The following is a 15,487-nucleotide window of genomic DNA, read 5'->3' on the forward strand; positions in this document are numbered from 1 at the left end:
CGTGGGTGCTGGAAAATGGCGATTCTATCATGTCGTTCTAATACTAAGGTCGTCTGGAACCTGCCCCGCAGCCGCATAGAGTGGATACCGTTCCAACAATAATCTGTGCTGCGAGGATAAAAACAATGAACGACAGCATTTACCTCTCGATTCAAAACAGCCCGCGCTTCAAGGAGCTGGTTAGCAAGCGAGAAAGGTTCGCCTGGATTCTTTCGGCGATCATGCTAGGGCTTTACTCCGGATTCATCCTTTTGATCGCTTACGGGCCGCATATTCTGGGCGCGAAACTCAGCCCTGGATCATCGATTACCTGGGGCATACCGATCGGTGTCGGGCTGATCGTCTCGGCCTTCATCCTGACCGGGATCTACGTACGACGCGCCAATGGCGAATTCGACGACCTGAACAATGCGATTCTCAAGGAGGCTCAGCAATGATCCGGCGTCTAATGGCTCTATTGAGCATCGCAGCGTTTGCCCCGGGTGCCTGGGCCGCTGAAGCCCTGACGGGTGAAGTCCACAAACAACCGCTCAACGTCTCCGCGATCCTGATGTTCGTGGCGTTCGTCGGCGCGACCCTGTGCATTACCTACTGGGCTTCCAAGCGCAACAAGTCGGCGGCGGACTACTACGCGGCGGGTGGCAAGATCACTGGCTTCCAGAACGGTCTGGCCATTGCCGGCGACTATATGTCTGCGGCCTCTTTCCTGGGTATTTCCGCCTTGGTGTTTACCTCCGGCTACGACGGCCTGATCTACTCGATCGGCTTCCTGGTGGGCTGGCCGATCATTTTGTTCCTGATCGCCGAGCGCTTGCGTAACCTGGGTAAATACACCTTCGCCGACGTGGCGTCCTACCGCCTCGGGCAAACCCAGATCCGCTCGCTGTCCGCTTGCGGCTCGCTGGTGGTGGTGGCGTTCTACCTGATCGCGCAAATGGTCGGTGCCGGCAAGCTGATTCAGCTGCTGTTCGGTCTCGACTATCACGTTGCGGTGATCCTGGTCGGTATCCTGATGTGCCTGTACGTGCTGTTCGGCGGCATGCTGGCGACCACCTGGGTGCAGATCATCAAGGCGGTGCTGTTGCTGTCCGGTGCGTCGTTCATGGCGCTGATGGTGATGAAGCACGTCAACTTCGATTTCAACGCACTGTTCTCCGAAGCGATCAAGGTTCACCCTAAAGGTGAGGCGATCATGAGCCCGGGCGGCCTGGTGAAAGACCCGATCTCCGCGTTCTCCCTGGGCCTGGCACTGATGTTCGGTACCGCTGGCCTGCCGCACATCCTGATGCGCTTCTTCACCGTGAGTGACGCTAAAGAAGCGCGTAAGAGCGTGTTGTACGCCACCGGTTTCATTGGTTACTTCTACATCCTGACCTTCATCATCGGTTTTGGCGCGATCCTGCTGGTCAGCACCAACCCGGCCTTCAAAGATGCGGCGGGCGCGCTGTTGGGCGGCAACAACATGGCGGCGGTGCACCTGGCCAACGCGGTGGGTGGCAGTATTTTCCTCGGCTTCATCTCGGCCGTTGCGTTCGCGACCATCCTGGCCGTCGTTGCCGGTCTGACCCTGGCCGGTGCATCGGCGGTGTCTCACGACCTGTACGCCAGCGTGATCAAGAAGGGCAAGGCTAACGAGAAGGATGAGATCCGCGTCTCGAAAATCACTACCATCGCCCTGGCGGTGCTGGCGATCGGTCTGGGCATTCTGTTCGAAAGCCAGAACATCGCCTTCATGGTGGGCCTGGCGTTCTCCATCGCGGCGAGCTGCAACTTCCCGGTGCTGCTGCTTTCCATGTACTGGAAGAAGCTGACCACCCGCGGTGCGATGATCGGCGGCTGGTTGGGCCTGGTCAGTGCCGTAGGCCTGATGATCCTCGGGCCAACCATCTGGGTGCAGATCCTGCATCACGAGAAGGCGATCTTCCCGTATGAGTACCCGGCGCTGTTCTCGATGATCATTGCGTTTGTGGGGATCTGGTTCTTCTCGATCACCGACAAGTCGACCGCGGCTGACAATGAGCGGGCGCTGTTCTTCCCGCAGTTTGTCCGTTCGCAGACTGGTCTGGGGGCGAGTGGAGCGGTTTCGCACTAAGGCTTGGTTGAATAGAAATGCCCCGGTCGAGAGATCGGGGCATTTTTTTTGCGAGCGGAAGAGCGGGGAGTTCAAATATCCCTGTAGGAGCGAGCATGCTCGCGAGAAACCCGAGGACACCGCAGGGTGCCTGGTTGCCCGCGTTATCGTTGAAGTCCATCGTCGGAACGCCGCCCGGAGCGTGCTCGCTCCTACAGAGGGGGGCGGGGATAGATGTCCATCGCAACCGAGCCCTTGGAAGCGCACAAACAAAAACGGCCTCTATATAAATAGAGGCCGTTCCCGGTACCACTTCAAGACATTATCGCAAGACAGGTCTTACTTACGGTCTTCCAGCTTGGTGATATCACGCGACTCGTAGCCGGTGTACAACTGGCGCGGACGGCCAATCTTGTACGGGCTGGAGAGCATTTCCTTCCAGTGCGAAATCCAGCCGACAGTCCGCGCCAGGGCGAAGATCACGGTGAACATGCTGGTTGGAATGCCGATCGCCTTGAGGATGATCCCCGAGTAGAAGTCCACGTTCGGGTACAGCGAGCGTTCGATGAAGTACGGGTCGGTCAGTGCGATCTCTTCCAGGCGCATGGCCAGTTCGAGTTGCGGATCGTTGTTGATGCCCAGTTCCTTCAATACTTCGTCGCAGGTCTGCTTCATCACAGTGGCGCGCGGGTCGCGGTTTTTGTAAACCCGGTGACCGAAGCCCATCAGCTTGAACGGATCGTTCTTGTCCTTGGCCTTGGCGATGAACGTGTCGATGTTCGACACATCGCCAATCTCGTCAAGCATGGTCAGAACGGCTTCGTTCGCACCACCGTGGGCAGGGCCCCACAGTGCCGCGATGCCGGCGGCGATACAGGCGAACGGGTTGGCGCCCGAAGAACCGGCCAGACGAACGGTAGAGGTCGATGCGTTCTGCTCGTGGTCGGCATGGAGGATGAAGATCCGGTCCATGGCTTTGGCGAGCACCGGGCTGATCGGTTTGATCTCGCACGGGGTGTTGAACATCATGTGCAGGAAGTTTTCCGCGTACGTCAGGTCGTTGCGCGGGTACATCATGGGTTGGCCCATGGAGTACTTGTAAACCATCGCTGCCAGGGTCGGCATCTTGGCAACCAGACGGATCGCGGAGATTTCGCGATGCTGCGGGTTATTGATGTCCAGGGAGTCGTGGTAGAAGGCCGAGAGGGCGCCGACTACGCCGCACATGACGGCCATCGGGTGGGCGTCGCGACGGAAACCGTTGAAGAAGGTCTTCAGCTGCTCGTGAACCATAGTGTGGTTCTTCACGGTGCTGACGAACTGGGCCTTCTGTTCTGCGGTCGGCAGTTCGCCGTTCAGCAGCAGGTAGCAGGTTTCCAGATAGTCCGACTTTTCAGCCAGCTGTTCGATCGGGTAGCCGCGGTGCAGCAGAATGCCGTTGTCGCCGTCGATATAGGTGATCTTCGACTCGCAGGAAGCTGTCGACATGAAACCAGGGTCAAAGGTGAAACGGCCCGTGGCCGTCAGACCCCGAACATCGATAACATCGGGACCAACGGTGCCGGTTAAAATGGGCAGCTCGACGGGGGCTGCGCCCTCGATGATCAACTGCGCTTTTTTGTCAGCCATGTGGCCTCCTATTTATGCTTGAAATCATCAGACAGACCCCCCACGCAGGGCCCGCACCACTATAGTGAGATAAATTCGAATGTCAATTTGCCTAAAGTCTTGCCCCAGAAGGCTTTAACCGGACTTTTTCCTCGAAATTGACTGCCATTTACGCCTTTTATCCAACTTGTGCAATGCGCTATTAGGGGAAGGTGAACGCGTTGTCATTAGTAGCCTAACTGTCTATACTCGGCCTCCGACCGCCAGGGGCTTTTGGGCCTGCTTTACTGGGGGTCGCACTCCCTGGGTGGTGGGTACCTGACCAGTGCACTCCCCAACAACTTTGCCCTGATTGTTAGGGGCTCTTCAGTGTGAAAAAAAGCCGTGAATAGCCAACGACCTGTAAACCTAGACCTAAGGACCATCAAACTCCCAGTCACTGCTTACACGTCCATTCTTCACCGAATCTCCGGTGTCATCCTCTTCGTCAGCCTGGCCATCATGCTTTATGCATTGGACAAGTCGCTCGACTCGGAAGAAGGCTTCGGTCAGGTGAAAGCGTGTCTGACCAGTCCGCTAGCCAAGCTAGTGATTTGGGGCATCCTGTCCGCCTTGCTGTATCACCTGGTTGCCGGTGTGCGCCACTTGATCATGGACATGGGCATCGGTGAAACGCTGGAAGGCGGCAAACTGGGCTCGAAAATCGTTATCGCCGTTTCCGTGGTGGTAATCGTTCTGGCAGGAGTTTGGATATGGTAACTAACGTCACGAACCTGTCGCGTTCGGGCCTCTATGACTGGATGGCACAACGTGTGTCTGCGGTCGTTCTCGCGGCTTACTTCATCTTCCTGATCGGATACGTCGTTGCCCACCCTGGCATCGGCTACGCCCAATGGCATGAACTGTTCGCAAGCAACTGGATGCGTATTTTCAGTCTCCTGGCCCTCGTTGCCCTCGGCGCTCACGCCTGGGTCGGCATGTGGACCATCGCGACCGACTACCTGACGCCAATGGCGTTCGGCAAGTCCGCGACTGCAATACGTTTCCTCTTCCAGGCAGTATGCGGCGTTGCGATGTTCGCCTACTTCGTCTGGGGTGTGCAGATTCTTTGGGGTATCTGATTCATGTCTACTACTGTTAATACGCTTTCGTTCGACGCCATCATCATTGGCGGCGGCGGTGCTGGCATGCGCGCGGCGCTGCAGCTGGCACAAGGTGGTCACAAGACTGCCGTAGTCACCAAGGTTTTCCCGACTCGTTCGCACACCGTATCCGCCCAGGGTGGCATCACCTGCGCCATCGCTTCGGCCGATCCGAACGATGACTGGCGCTGGCACATGTACGATACCGTCAAGGGTTCCGACTACATCGGTGACCAGGACGCTATCGAATACATGTGTTCCGTAGGTCCGGAAGCGGTCTTCGAACTCGAGCACATGGGTCTGCCGTTCTCCCGTACCGAACAGGGCCGGATCTACCAGCGTCCGTTCGGCGGTCAGTCGAAAGACTTCGGTAAAGGCGGCCAGGCTGCCCGTACCTGCGCTGCTGCCGACCGTACCGGTCACGCACTGCTGCATACCCTGTACCAGGCCAACCTCAAGGCCGGCACCGTATTCCTCAACGAATACTACGGCGTCGACCTGGTCAAGAACGAAGACGGCGCCTTTGTCGGCATGATCGTCATCTGCATCGAAACCGGCGAAACATCCTACGTTCGCGCGAACGCGACCGTATTGGCGACCGGCGGTGCAGGCCGTATCTACTCGTCCACCACCAATGCCCTGATCAACACCGGTGACGGCGTCGGCATGGCCCTGCGTGCTGGCGTGCCGGTACAAGATATCGAAATGTGGCAGTTCCACCCGACCGGCATCGCCGGCGCCGGTGTACTGGTGACAGAAGGCTGCCGCGGTGAAGGCGGTTACCTGATCAACAAGCACGGCGAGCGTTTCATGGAGCGTTATGCTCCGAACGCGAAAGACCTGGCTGGTCGTGACGTGGTTGCCCGTTCGATGGTTAAAGAGATCATCGCCGGCAACGGTTGCGGTCCGGATGGCGACCACGTGATGCTGAAACTCGATCACCTCGGTGAAGAAGTTCTGCACAGCCGTCTGCCAGGCATCATGGAACTGTCCAAGACCTTCGCCCACGTCGATCCAGCCGTGGCGCCAATTCCGGTCGTTCCAACCTGCCACTATATGATGGGCGGCGTTGCCACCAACATTCATGGCCAGGCAATCACTCAAGACGCCGAAGGCAAGGATCAGATCATTCCTGGTCTGTTCGCCGTTGGTGAAGTGGCGTGCGTATCGGTTCACGGTGCCAACCGTCTGGGCGGCAACTCGCTGCTCGACCTGGTGGTATTCGGTCGTGCCGCCGGTCTGTTCCTTGAGCAGACCCTGAAAGAAGGCGTTGATTACGCCCGTCCTCGCCAGTCCGACATCGACGCTGCCCTGGCACGTCTCGATGGCCTGAACTCGCGTACCGAAGGCGAAGACGTCGCTACCTTGCGTAAAGAGCTGCAAAGCTGCATGCAGAACTACTTCGGTGTGTTCCGTACCGGCGAATACATGCAGAAAGGTATTGCCCAGCTCGCTGATCTGCGTGGCCGTATCGCCAACGTCAAGATCAACGACAAGAGCCAGGCGTTCAACACCGCCCGTATCGAAGCGCTGGAACTGCAGAACCTGCTGGAAGTGGCCGAAGCCACCGCCATCGCTGCAGAGATCCGCAAAGAGTCCCGCGGCGCTCACGCCCGTGAAGACTACGAAGATCGCGACGACGAAAACTGGCTGTGCCACACCCTGTACTTCCCGGGTGACAAGCGCGTGGCCAAGCGTGCGGTGAACTTCTCGCCGAAGACTGTTCCGACTTTTGAACCTAAGATTCGGACTTATTAAGGGTGGCCGCCATGTTGCAAGTCAGTGTTTATCGCTACAACCCTGATCAGGACGCTGCGCCGTTCATGCAGGAATTCCAGGTCGATACCGGTGGTAAAGACCTGATGGTGCTGGACGTGCTGGCCCTGATCAAAGAGCAGGACGAAGGTTTCTCCTATCGTCGCTCTTGCCGTGAGGGCGTTTGCGGTTCCGACGGCATGAACATCAACGGCAAGAACGGTCTGGCCTGCGTCACGCCGCTGTCCTCTGTCGTAAAAGGCAACAAGCTGATCGTTCGTCCTCTGCCAGGTTTGCCGGTTATCCGTGACCTGGTCGTCGATATGAGCATCTTCTACAAGCAATACGAGAAGGTGAAGCCCTACCTGCAGAACGACACGCCGGCTCCGGCCATCGAGCGTCTGCAGACCCCTGAAGAGCGTGAAAAGCTCGACGGTCTGTACGAGTGCATCCTGTGCGCTTGCTGCTCGACCTCTTGCCCGTCCTTCTGGTGGAACCCGGACAAGTTCCTGGGTCCAGCTGCCCTGCTGCAAGCGTACCGCTTCCTGGCAGACAGCCGCGACACCAAGACTGCCGAGCGTCTGGCTTCGCTGGATGACCCGTTCAGCGTATTCCGCTGCCGCGGGATCATGAACTGCGTCAACGTCTGTCCGAAAGGCCTGAACCCGACTAAGGCCATCGGTCACGTACGTAACATGCTGCTGCAAAGCGGCGTGTGATTCAGCTGCTGTATGTAGGACCGCTGTACCCGTAGATGCTACGGCGCAGGCTTCAACCGGCGCCGTAGTTTTAACCTGAGCAGCAGCTCACAAAGCTGCGGCTCTTATTTTGAAGAAATGAGACAAGCAGGGGCATCCGGGCTGGTACCCGGACTATCAGCGTGATCCTAAGTGGCTTGTTTTGGTCGCTGCATTCGGACTTCTGCAAGTTTGCTCGGTGTTGACGCCGATGGTGTTCCCCTAACCGAGGGTGACCAAGCATGCAAGAAAGCGTGATGCAGCGCATGTGGAACAGCGCCTACCTTTCAGGTGGAAACGCTGCCTATGTGGAAGAGCTTTATGAGCTCTACCTGCACGACCCTAACGCTGTGCCAGAAGAGTGGCGCACCTACTTTCAGAAGTTGCCGGCTGACGGCAACTCTGCCACCGATGTTTCGCACTCCACAATTCGCGATCATTTCGTCTTGCTGGCAAAGAACCAGCGCCGCGCCCAACCGGTTTCCGCCGGCAGCGTGAGCAGTGAGCACGAGAAGAAGCAAGTTGAAGTGTTGCGATTGATCCAGGCCTACCGTATGCGTGGCCACCAGGCAGCCCAGCTTGACCCGCTGGGGCTGTGGCAGCGTCCTGCACCTGCAGACCTGTCGATCAATCATTACGGCTTGACCAATGCCGATCTTGATACGACCTTCCGTGCCGGCGACCTGTTCATCGGCAAAGAGGAAGCGAGCCTACGCGAAATTCACGAAGCGTTGCAGCAGACATATTGCCGCACCATCGGCGCTGAATTTACGCATATCACCGATTCCGAGCAGCGCCAGTGGTTCCAGCAGCGTCTGGAAAGCGTGCGTGGTCGTCCAACGTACTCCGCCGACATCAAGAGCCACCTGCTCGAGCGCGTCACCGCCGGCGAAGGCCTGGAAAAATACCTGGGCACCAAATACCCGGGCACCAAGCGTTTCGGCCTGGAAGGCGGCGAAAGCCTGATTCCGATGCTCGACGAGCTGATCCAGCGTTCCGGTTCCTACGGCACCAAGGAAATCGTGATCGGCATGGCCCACCGTGGCCGTCTGAACGTGCTGGTCAACACCTTCGGCAAGAACCCGCGCGAGCTGTTCGACGAGTTCGAAGGCAAGAAGAAGGTCGAGCTGGGTTCCGGTGACGTTAAATACCACCAGGGCTTCTCGTCCAACGTGATGACCACCGGCGGTGAAGTTCACCTGGCCATGGCGTTCAACCCGTCCCACCTGGAGATCGTATCGCCAGTGGTCGAGGGCTCGGTTCGCGCCCGCCAGGATCGCCGTAACGATCCTACTGGCGAGAAGGTTCTGCCGATCTCCATCCACGGCGACGCGGCATTTGCCGGTCAAGGCGTGGTGATGGAAACCTTCCAGATGTCGCAGACCCGCGGTTTCAAGACCGGCGGCACCGTGCACATCGTGATCAACAACCAGGTCGGTTTCACCATCAGCAACCCGCTGGACTCGCGTTCCACCGAGTACGCAACCGACGTTGCGAAAATGATCCAGGCGCCGATCCTCCATGTGAATGGCGATGATCCGGAAGCCGTGTTGTTCGTAACCCAGCTGGCCATCGACTACCGCATGCAGTTCAAGCGTGACGTGGTGATCGACCTGGTCTGCTACCGTCGTCGCGGCCACAACGAGGCCGACGAGCCAAGCGGCACTCAGCCTCTGATGTATCAGCAGATCACCAAACAGCGCACCACCCGTGAGCTGTATGCCGATCGTCTGACCCAGGCCGGCGTGCTGGACGCAGAGCGTGTCCAGTCGAAAGTCGACGAATACCGCAACGCGCTGGACAACGGTCTGCACGTTGTAAAAAGCCTGGTCAAAGAGCCGAACAAAGAGTTGTTCGTGGACTGGCGTCCGTACCTGGGCCACGCCTGGACAGCACGTCACGACACGCGTTTCGATCTGAAAACCTTGCAGGAACTGTCCGCCAAGCTGCTGGAAATTCCGGAAGGCTTCGTGGTCCAGCGCCAGGTCTCGAAAATCTACGAAGACCGTCAGAAGATGCAAGCCGGCGGCCTGCCGATCAACTGGGGTTACGCCGAAACCATGGCGTACGCGACCCTGGCGTTCGAAGGTCACCCGATTCGCATGACGGGTCAGGACATCGGTCGCGGCACGTTCTCGCACCGTCACGCTGTCCTGCACAACCAGAAAGACGCGGGTACCTACATCCCGTTGCAGAACCTGTTCAACGGCCAGCCACGTTTCGACTTGTACGATTCGTTCCTGTCCGAAGAAGCCGTACTGGCGTTCGAATACGGTTACTCGACCACCACGCCTGATGCGTTGGTGATCTGGGAAGCCCAGTTCGGCGACTTCGCCAACGGTGCCCAGGTGGTTATCGACCAGTTCATCACCAGTGGCGAGCACAAGTGGGGCCGTCTCTGCGGTCTGACCATGCTGCTGCCACACGGTTATGAAGGTCAGGGTCCGGAGCACTCGTCGGCTCGTCTGGAGCGTTACCTGCAGCTGTGCGCCGAGCACAACATCCAGGTTGCCGTACCGACTACCCCGGCTCAGATCTACCACTTGCTGCGTCGTCAGGTGATTCGCCCGCTGCGCAAGCCGTTGATCGTGCTGACACCGAAGTCGCTGCTGCGTCACAAACTCGCCGTATCGACCCTGGAAGATCTGGCCGAAGGTTCGTTCCAGACCGTTATCCCGGAAATCGATGCACTGGACCCGAAAAAGGTCGAGCGCATTGTCCTGTGTAGCGGCAAGGTCTACTACGACCTGCTGGAAAAACGCCGTGCCGAAGGTCGTGATGACATCGCCATCGTGCGTATCGAGCAGCTGTACCCATTCCCTGAGGACGACTTGAATGAAGTCCTGGCTCCTTATACCAACCTCAAACATATCGTTTGGTGTCAGGAAGAGCCGATGAACCAGGGTGCCTGGTACTGCAGCCAGCATCACATGCGCCGCATCGTTGGCAATCACAACAAGTCGCTCGTACTCGAATACGCCGGCCGTGATGCTTCTGCTGCACCTGCTTGTGGTTATGCATCGATGCACGCTGAGCAGCAGGAAAAACTGCTGCAAGACGCCTTTACTGTTTAACGCCTTCGCGCACCTGAAACCGAATTTAAGGACCCACAGATAATGGCTATCGAAATCAAAGCCCCCACTTTTCCGGAATCGGTTGCCGATGGCACCGTTGCCACCTGGCACAAAAAACCGGGCGACGCTGTAAAGCGTGACGATCTGATCGTCGACATCGAAACCGACAAGGTTGTGCTGGAAGTGTTGGCGACTGCTGACGGCGTGCTGGGCGCTATCGTCAAGAACGAAGGCGACACCGTTCTGTCCGACGAAGTGCTGGGCTCGATCGAAGCGGGTGGCGCTGCTGCCGCTGCTCCGGCTGCCGCTGCTGCTCCGGCCGCTGCACAGGCTGCTGCGCCAGCCGCCGAAGGCGAAGACGATCCGGTTGCTGCACCGGCTGCTCGCAAGCTGGCTGAAGAAAACGGCATCGCCGTCGCTTCCGTTGCCGGTACCGGCAAAGGTGGTCGCGTGACCAAGGAAGACGTGGTTGCAGCTATTGCCGCCAAGAAAGCCGCGCCGGCCGCCGCTCCTGCCAAGGCTGCTGCGCCTGCCGCTTCCGCTCCAGTGTTCACTGCCGGTGACCGTGTTGAAAAACGCGTTCCGATGACCCGTCTGCGTGCCAAGGTTGCCGAGCGTCTGGTTGAAGCCCAGTCGAACATGGCGATGCTGACCACCTTCAACGAAGTCGACATGACCGAAGTCATGGCCCTGCGTTCGAAGTACAAGGACCAGTTCGAGAAGTCCCACAACGGCGTGCGCCTGGGCTTCATGTCGTTCTTCGTGAAAGCGGCCACCGAAGCGCTGAAACGCTTCCCGGCTGTCAACGCCTCGATCGACGGTGCCGACATCGTTTACCACGGCTACGCCGACGTGGGTGTTGCTGTTTCCAGCGACCGCGGCCTGGTTGTACCGGTTCTGCGTAACGCCGAACTGATGAGCCTGGCTGAAATCGAAGGCGGCATCGCCACCTTCGGCAAGAAGGCCCGCGACGGCAAACTGTCGATGGACGAAATGACCGGCGGTACGTTCACCATCACCAACGGTGGTACCTTCGGTTCGATGATGTCGACCCCGATCGTCAACCCGCCACAAGCGGCCATCCTGGGCATGCACAACATTCTGCAGCGTCCTATGGCGATCAACGGTCAAGTCGTTATCCGTCCGATGATGTACCTGGCACTGTCCTACGATCACCGTCTGATCGATGGCAAAGAAGCTGTGACCTTCCTGGTTACCATCAAGAACCTGCTGGAAGACCCGGCTCGTTTGCTGCTGGATATCTGATTTCGTTGCACGGGCCGCTGCATGACGGGCGGCCCACCTGTAACGACCAGCTTCGTCCCACGACGGTCCCCAAAAGGGGCCGTCCGGTTTGATTCGAGAAGGAATGACACATGACTCAGAAATTCGACGTGGTAGTGATTGGTGCGGGCCCTGGCGGCTACGTGGCTGCCATTAAAGCAGCGCAACTGGGCCTCTCCACTGCCTGCATCGAGAAATACACCGACAAGGAAGGCAAACTGGCCCTCGGCGGTACTTGCCTGAACGTCGGTTGCATTCCATCCAAGGCGCTGCTGGACAGCTCCTGGAAATACAAGGAAGCCAAAGAAGGCTTCGCGATCCACGGTATCAACCACGCTGGCGTGACCATGGACGTGTCGGCAATGGTTGGCCGTAAAGCCAACATCGTCAAAGGCCTGACCTCTGGCGTTGCCACCCTGTTCAAGGCGAACGGCGTCACTTCCCTGCAAGGCCACGGCAAACTGCTGGCCGGCAAGAAAGTCGAGCTGACCAAGCCAGACGGCAGCGTTGAAATCATCGAAGCCGAGAACGTGATCCTGGCTTCCGGCTCCCGTCCGATCGACATCCCACCGGCTCCGGTTGACCAGAACGTGATCGTCGATTCGACCGGCGCGCTGGAATTCCAATCCGTACCGAAGCGTCTGGGCGTGATCGGCGCCGGCGTCATCGGTCTGGAACTGGGTTCGGTCTGGTCGCGTCTGGGTTCTGAAGTGGTTGTCCTGGAAGCGCTGGAGAAGTTCCTGCCAGCAGCGGACGACGCGGTTTCCAAGGAAGCCTTCAAAACCCTGACCAAACAAGGTCTGGACATCAAGCTGGGCGCTCGCGTCACCGGTTCCAAAGTGAACGGCGACGAAGTCGTGGTGAACTACACCGATGCCAACGGCGAACAGAACATCACGTTCGACAAACTGATCGTTGCCGTTGGTCGCCGTCCAGTGACCACCGAACTGTTGGCGGCCGACAGCGGTGTGAACATCGACGAGCGCGGTTTCGTGTTCGTTGACGACCAGTGCGCCACCAGCGTACCGGGCGTTTACGCGATCGGCGACGTGGTTCGCGGCATGATGCTGGCGCACAAGGCGTCCGAAGAAGGCATCATGGTGGTTGAGCGCATCAAGGGCCACAAAGCCCAAATCAACTATGACCTGATCCCGTCTGTTATTTATACTCACCCGGAAATCGCGTGGGTCGGTAAAACCGAGCAGACCTTGAAGGCTGAAGGCGTTGAAGTTAACGTTGGCACCTTCCCGTTCGCAGCCAGTGGCCGTGCCATGGCAGCCAACGACACCGGCGGTTTCGTGAAAGTCATTGCCGATGCCAAGACTGACCGCGTATTGGGCGTCCACGTGATTGGCCCGAGCGCTGCAGAACTGGTTCAGCAGGGCGCGATCGGTATGGAATTCGGCACCAGCGCTGAAGACCTGGGCATGATGGTTTTCTCCCATCCGACCCTGTCTGAAGCCTTGCACGAAGCTGCTCTGGCAGTGAATGGCGGCGCCATCCACATCGCCAACCGCAAGAAGCGTTAAGACAATAAGAAACCACGGCGGTATGGCCCGTCGTGAGCCTTGCATGCAAGACTCACCGCGGAATATCCGCTGGACGCAGCCTTGCGTAGCCCCCGCTACGCAAGCAGCAGTCACAGGTGGTGCGGCACTCCAACGAGTGCAGCACCGAATGCGCAGTACCTAACGAAGACGGTAATAAGCATGAATCTTCACGAGTATCAGGGTAAGCAGCTGTTCGCTGAGTACGGCCTGCCAGTATCCACCGGTTACGCGGTAGACACCCCGGAAGCAGCAGCAGAAGCTTGCGACAAAATCGGCGGCAGCGAGTGGGTTGTCAAAGCCCAGGTTCACGCCGGTGGTCGCGGTAAAGCGGGCGGCGTCAAGCTGGTTCGCAGCAAAGAAGACGCTAAGGCATTCGCACAGCAGTGGCTGGGCAAGCGTCTGGTGACTTACCAGACTGACGCCAATGGTCAGCCAGTCACCAAGATCCTGGTTGAATCGTGCACTGATATCGCTAAAGAGCTGTACCTGGGCGCTGTCGTTGACCGTTCGAGCCGTCGCATCGTGTTCATGGCTTCCACCGAAGGTGGCGTGGACATCGAGAAAATCGCTCACGACACTCCAGAAAAAATTCTGAAAGCCACTATCGATCCACTGGTTGGCGCTCAGCCATTCCAGGGTCGCGAGCTGGCATTCCAGCTGGGTCTGGAAGGCAAGCAGGTTGCTCAGTTCGCCAAGATCTTCGTGGGTCTGGCCAAGCTGTTCAAGGATCACGACCTGGCTCTGCTGGAAGTGAACCCGCTGGTGATCAAGGCTGACGGCGATCTGCATTGCCTCGACGCCAAGATCAACATCGACGCCAACGCCATGTACCGTCAGCCTAAGCTGAAGACTTTCCACGATCCGTCGCAAGACGATCCGCGCGAAGCGCACGCTGCCAAGTTCGAACTGAACTACGTAGCGCTGGAAGGCAACATCGGTTGCATGGTCAACGGTGCTGGCCTGGCCATGGGTACCATGGACATCGTCAACCTGCATGGCGGCAAACCAGCCAACTTCCTCGACGTGGGCGGTGGTGCTACCAAGGAACGCGTAACCGAAGCGTTCAAGATCATTCTGTCCGACACTAACGTCGCTGCAGTATTGGTCAACATCTTCGGCGGCATCGTTCGTTGCGACATGATTGCCGAAGGCATCATCGGCGCCGTGAAAGAAGTCGGCGTGAAAATCCCGGTTGTTGTTCGCCTTGAAGGCAACAACGCTGAGCTGGGCGCTAAAGTACTGGCAGAAAGCGGTTTGAACATCATCGCTGCTACCAGCCTGACCGACGCTGCTCAACAAGTCGTTAAAGCTGCGGAGGGCAAATAATGAGCGTCCTGATCAATAAAGACACCAAAGTTATCTGCCAGGGTATTACCGGTTCGCAAGGTAGTTTCCACACCCAGCAAGCCATCGAATACGGCACCAAGATGGTCGGTGGCGTAACACCGGGCAAAGGCGGCACCGAGCACCTGGGCCTGCCAGTGTTCAACACCGTGAAAGACGCTGTAGCTGCCACTGGCGCGACCGCCAGCGTGATCTACGTTCCAGCTCCTTTCTGCAAGGACTCCATCCTGGAAGCGGCATTCGGCGGCATCAAGCTGATCGTTTGCATCACCGAAGGCATTCCTACCCTGGACATGCTGGACGCTAAAGTTAAGTGCGACGAGCTGGGCGTAGTCCTGATCGGCCCTAACTGCCCAGGCGTTATCACTCCAGGCGAATGCAAGATCGGCATCATGCCAGGTCACATTCACTTGCCAGGCAAGGTCGGTATCGTTTCGCGTTCCGGCACCCTGACCTACGAAGCTGTGAAGCAGACCACTGACGCCGGTTTCGGTCAGTCGACTTGCGTCGGCATCGGCGGTGACCCGATCCCGGGCTCCAACTTCATCGACATCCTGAAGCTGTTCCAGGAAGACCCGAAGACCGAAGCGATCGTCATGATCGGCGAGATCGGCGGTTCGGCTGAAGAAGAAGCGGCTGCCTACATCAAGGCACACGTGACCAAGCCGGTTGTTTCCTACATCGCGGGTGTGACTGCTCCTCCGGGCAAGCGCATGGGCCATGCTGGTGCAATCATCTCTGGCGGCAAAGGCACTGCAGACGAGAAATTCGCTGCTCTGCAAGACGCAGGCGTTAAAACCGTGCGTTCGCTGGCAGACATCGGCAAGGCCCTGGCCGAGCTGACCGGTTGGGCTGTCAAGTAAGCCTCGCGCTTAGCTGACGCTTCACCAGGCAAAGGCCACCTTCGGGTGGCCTTTGTTGT

General features: G+C 58.2%; 12 protein-coding genes. 11 read left to right on the plus strand and 1 reads right to left on the minus strand.

The window, feature by feature from the left end; translation table 11 throughout:
• The first annotated feature begins 125 nt into the window (after window positions 1-125).
• Window positions 126-437 (plus strand): DUF485 domain-containing protein, encoded by a 312-nt coding sequence (locus NTD84_RS20295; RefSeq protein WP_262169103.1) that lies wholly within the window; start codon window positions 126-128, stop codon window positions 435-437.
• Window positions 434-2,092 (plus strand): cation acetate symporter, encoded by a 1,659-nt coding sequence (locus NTD84_RS20300; protein ID WP_262169105.1) that lies wholly within the window; start codon window positions 434-436, stop codon window positions 2,090-2,092. Before NTD84_RS20295 ends, NTD84_RS20300 begins: the two co-directional genes overlap by 4 nt.
• A 318-nt stretch (window positions 2,093-2,410) precedes the next feature.
• Here NTD84_RS20300 and gltA read toward each other — a convergent pair whose 3' ends face one another.
• Window positions 2,411-3,700: a citrate synthase gene (gltA, locus tag NTD84_RS20305; RefSeq protein ID WP_027607056.1), complete on the minus strand. Its 1,290-nt coding sequence runs from the start codon at window positions 3,698-3,700 to the stop codon at window positions 2,411-2,413.
• A gap of 363 nt (window positions 3,701-4,063) precedes the next feature.
• On the opposite strand from gltA, the gene sdhC reads away from it, so the two are divergent.
• The 9 genes from sdhC to sucD all read left to right on the plus strand — a co-directional run bounded on the left by sdhC (window position 4,064) and on the right by sucD (window position 15,428).
• Entirely contained in the window at window positions 4,064-4,438 is a 375-nt protein-coding gene (gene sdhC, locus NTD84_RS20310) for a succinate dehydrogenase, cytochrome b556 subunit (RefSeq protein WP_017337242.1), read from the plus strand.
• Complete coding sequence (sdhD, locus tag NTD84_RS20315; protein WP_027922414.1) at window positions 4,432-4,800, plus strand: succinate dehydrogenase, hydrophobic membrane anchor protein; 369 nt, start codon at window positions 4,432-4,434, stop codon at window positions 4,798-4,800. Before sdhC ends, sdhD begins: the two co-directional genes overlap by 7 nt.
• 3 nt (window positions 4,801-4,803) lie before the next feature.
• Entirely contained in the window at window positions 4,804-6,579 is a 1,776-nt protein-coding gene (gene sdhA, locus NTD84_RS20320) for a succinate dehydrogenase flavoprotein subunit (RefSeq protein WP_262169110.1), read from the plus strand.
• An 11-nt stretch (window positions 6,580-6,590) separates the two neighbouring features.
• Window positions 6,591-7,295, plus strand: coding sequence for a succinate dehydrogenase iron-sulfur subunit (locus NTD84_RS20325; RefSeq protein ID WP_010456852.1), 705 nt, complete (start codon window positions 6,591-6,593; stop codon window positions 7,293-7,295).
• A gap of 260 nt (window positions 7,296-7,555) precedes the next feature.
• The gene (locus NTD84_RS20330; RefSeq protein ID WP_262169114.1) at window positions 7,556-10,387 is read left to right on the plus strand and encodes a 2-oxoglutarate dehydrogenase E1 component; all 2,832 of its coding nucleotides are present in this window, start codon (window positions 7,556-7,558) and stop codon (window positions 10,385-10,387) included.
• Between the two features lie 42 nt (window positions 10,388-10,429).
• A complete protein-coding gene (gene odhB, locus NTD84_RS20335; protein WP_262169116.1) occupies window positions 10,430-11,653 on the plus strand; it encodes a 2-oxoglutarate dehydrogenase complex dihydrolipoyllysine-residue succinyltransferase in 1,224 nt (407 codons plus the stop codon).
• Window positions 11,654-11,763: 110 nt separating this feature from the next.
• Window positions 11,764-13,200 (plus strand): dihydrolipoyl dehydrogenase, encoded by a 1,437-nt coding sequence (gene lpdA, locus NTD84_RS20340; protein WP_262169118.1) that lies wholly within the window; start codon window positions 11,764-11,766, stop codon window positions 13,198-13,200.
• Window positions 13,201-13,380: 180 nt separating this feature from the next.
• The gene (sucC, locus tag NTD84_RS20345; protein WP_007919879.1) at window positions 13,381-14,547 is read left to right on the plus strand and encodes an ADP-forming succinate--CoA ligase subunit beta; all 1,167 of its coding nucleotides are present in this window, start codon (window positions 13,381-13,383) and stop codon (window positions 14,545-14,547) included.
• On the plus strand, window positions 14,547-15,428 hold the full coding sequence (gene sucD, locus NTD84_RS20350) for a succinate--CoA ligase subunit alpha (RefSeq protein WP_007919877.1): 882 nt from the start codon (window positions 14,547-14,549) through the stop codon (window positions 15,426-15,428). Before sucC ends, sucD begins: the two co-directional genes overlap by 1 nt.
• Window positions 15,429-15,487: the final 59 nt, after the last annotated feature.

The organism is Pseudomonas sp. 14P_8.1_Bac3 (genome assembly GCF_025466085.1).
GTDB lineage: Bacteria > Pseudomonadota > Gammaproteobacteria > Pseudomonadales > Pseudomonadaceae > Aquipseudomonas.